The organism is Tepidibacter sp. (assembly GCF_025210165.1).
Lineage (GTDB): Bacteria > Bacillota > Clostridia > Peptostreptococcales > Peptostreptococcaceae > Tepidibacter_A.
Window position 1 is genome coordinate 1 of record NZ_JAOASI010000003.1, and the last position, 2770, is coordinate 2770.

Sequence of the window (2770 nt, forward strand, 5' to 3'; positions counted from 1 at the left end):
AAAGGCAAAAAATAACCTCTTTAGAGGTAGCCTGAAAAAATAAGCGGTTGGCAGACCTTTCAATGTATCTTGAGATACAGCGAGTAATATGCCCTTCTAGGGCTGGAGCAAACCACCCGTTTTACGGGTGGTCCTGATTTTTGGGAATTTATGGTAATAATGATTTTGAACAGGTATAATAAAGGTAATAACAAAAGGGGGATTTTACATGGGGGTATATTTAGATAATGCAGCAACTTCTTTTCCAAAGCCAATACAAGTATCTGATGCTGTATATGATTTCATGGTTAACATTGGAGCAACATCTGGAAGAGGGGCTTATGAAAAAGCTATGGAATCAGATAGATTAGTTTATGAAGCGAGAAAAAGAATAGCATCTTTGTTTAATCAAGATGATATTAAAAAAGTTATTTTCACATCAAATATAACAGAATCACTAAATCTAGCTATAAGAGGAATATTAAAAAAAGGAGATCATGTCATCACAAGCTCTCTTGAACATAATGCAGTATGGAGATGTCTTAAAACCTTAGAAAGAGATATTGGAATAAGTATTTCTACTGTAGAATGTGACCAAAATGGATATACAAGTCCAAATGATGTTGAAAAATATATTAAAAAAAATACAACACTTATTGTTTTTACCCATGCTTCTAATGTAATTGGAACTATACAGCCAATAAGAAAAATAGGAGCTATTAGTAGAAAATATAAAATTCCTTTTTTAGTAGATGCAGCTCAAACAGCAGGAGTATATCCTATAGATATAAAAAAGGATAATATTGATTTATTAGCGTTTACAGGACATAAAAGCTTACTTGGACCTATGGGAACTGGAGGACTTATTGTAAATTGGAACAAGGATATAAATCCTTTAAAATCAGGAGGTACAGGAGGAGACTCATCTTATGAATATCAACCAAATTATTTTCCAAATAGATTAGAAACTGGAACACCTAATGTTGCTGGAATAGTAGGACTTTTAGAAGCTATAAAATTTATACAAGAAAAAGGGATAGATAATATTTTTAAAAAAGAAAAAGAAGTATTAGCCTATGCATTTAAAAGATTAGAAGAATTAGAAAACATCTCTATTTATGGACCTAAAGATATTGAAAAAATAGTAAGTGTAATTACATTTAATTTAAAAGATAAATCAGCAGAAGAGATAGCTTATGAGCTTGACCAAAATCATGGGATAATGATAAGAGCAGGTCTTCACTGTGCCCCTAGTACTCATAATGTAATAGGAACACAAAAAATAGGAACGGTAAGAATTGGTATAGGGTATTTTAATGAAAAAGAAGATATTGATTTACTTGTACAAGCACTTAAAAAAATAAATAATCAAAATTAAGGAATTAAAATTGGGGGAGATTTTATGGATTTAGAAGAAGTTAAAATGACTTTTATACAGCCTTGTACAGCTGATTCTGCAAGAATAAGATTTAAGGCTAAATTTTCAGCAGATATTTCACAAATATTGCCTTATATAAATTCTACTGTAAAGGATGCTATATATAATAAAAAAATTCAGAGCTTAACAATAAGAAAAGAGTTTAGAATTATTACGATTTATGGAAATGATTTAGCTGTATCTAAAGCAGTTAATGAATCAGAAGCTTATGAAATAATGGACTTAGTAAAGGATTTAGTTAATAATACATATGAAAGAAAAGATGAAATAGAGCCTTTATATGAAATGAGAGAAAAACCTAGTGCTTTAGAGATATATAAGTATTTACCAAAATTAAACTGTAAAAAGTGTGGAGAAGTAACCTGTCTTGCATTTGCCTCAAAGCTTTTATCAGGCATGCAAAGTATAAAAAAGTGTAGCCCTATTTACGAGGACAATAATCAAAAAAATCTAGAAGAAGTAAAGAATATGATGCAGATTATGGGATATGAGTAGGTCAATGATATAATTAATTAAATTTAACTATAGGAGGGCTATATATGCATAAGTTTCAGGCAAAGAATAGAAAAAAACTCGATAATGAGTGGAGAAGAAATATAATGCCATCCAAAGAAACTCTTGAAAAGCTAGGATTAACACAAGGTGATGTTATTGCTGATATAGGATGTGGAATAGGATATTTGTGATATATCTAAAAATATAAGCATGCTTGCAGGTAAGTTAAAAATACACTTAGATACTGAAGATAAATTTTTATATCCTAAATTAGTAAAGCATGACAGTAAAGTAGTAAAAGATAAGGCAAATAAATACATAGATAAAATGGGAGATATATGTAAACTATTTATTGATTATAAAAATAGATTTAATACAAAAAATAAAATCATAAATAACTTAGATGGATTTATAAAAGAATCTAATTACATATTTTATATGATACAAAAGAGAATACATAAAGAAGATATAGATTTATATGCATTATTAGAAAAAGTTAATTAAGAAAAATTAGTATATAAAAACAGGTGCAATATTATATAATATTGCACCTGTTTTTTAAAAGTGAAAACACCTTTTTATTCGTATTTATGTAATACATTATAAGCTATTAATTAGATACTATATGATTTAAACATAGAGGTTGAATTAATGGAATAGTATCTTTAGGTGAGATATCTATATAGGATATTCCTAAATCCATATTTTTATATAAGGTGTTGATTTGTAGGATAACCTGCACTAATAAATAATATGAGAAATACAAGGATAATATAGGATAACCATTGAAATACTAATAACTAGAGAGAACGGAAAGAGAAAATATAAGAAACAACATGAGAAATTATGCACATTAAC

At 28.3% G+C, this 2770-nt stretch carries 4 protein-coding genes; all 4 read left to right on the plus strand.

Features of this window, described 5'->3' with window-relative positions:
- Positions 1-208 precede the first annotated feature (208 nt).
- The 4 genes from N4A48_RS00090 to N4A48_RS00105 are packed head-to-tail and all read left to right on the plus strand — an operon-like array spanning position 209 to position 2416.
- Complete coding sequence (locus N4A48_RS00090; protein ID WP_293663639.1) at positions 209-1357, plus strand: aminotransferase class V-fold PLP-dependent enzyme; 1149 nt, start codon at positions 209-211, stop codon at positions 1355-1357.
- Positions 1358-1381: 24 nt separating this feature from the next.
- Complete coding sequence (locus N4A48_RS00095; RefSeq protein WP_293663640.1) at positions 1382-1912, plus strand: (Fe-S)-binding protein; 531 nt, start codon at positions 1382-1384, stop codon at positions 1910-1912.
- A gap of 44 nt (positions 1913-1956) precedes the next feature.
- Positions 1957-2103 (plus strand): hypothetical protein, encoded by a 147-nt coding sequence (locus N4A48_RS00100; protein WP_293663641.1) that lies wholly within the window; start codon positions 1957-1959, stop codon positions 2101-2103.
- 19 nt (positions 2104-2122) lie between these two features.
- Complete coding sequence (locus N4A48_RS00105) at positions 2123-2416, plus strand: hypothetical protein (protein WP_293663642.1); 294 nt, start codon at positions 2123-2125, stop codon at positions 2414-2416.
- Positions 2417-2770 lie beyond the last annotated feature (354 nt).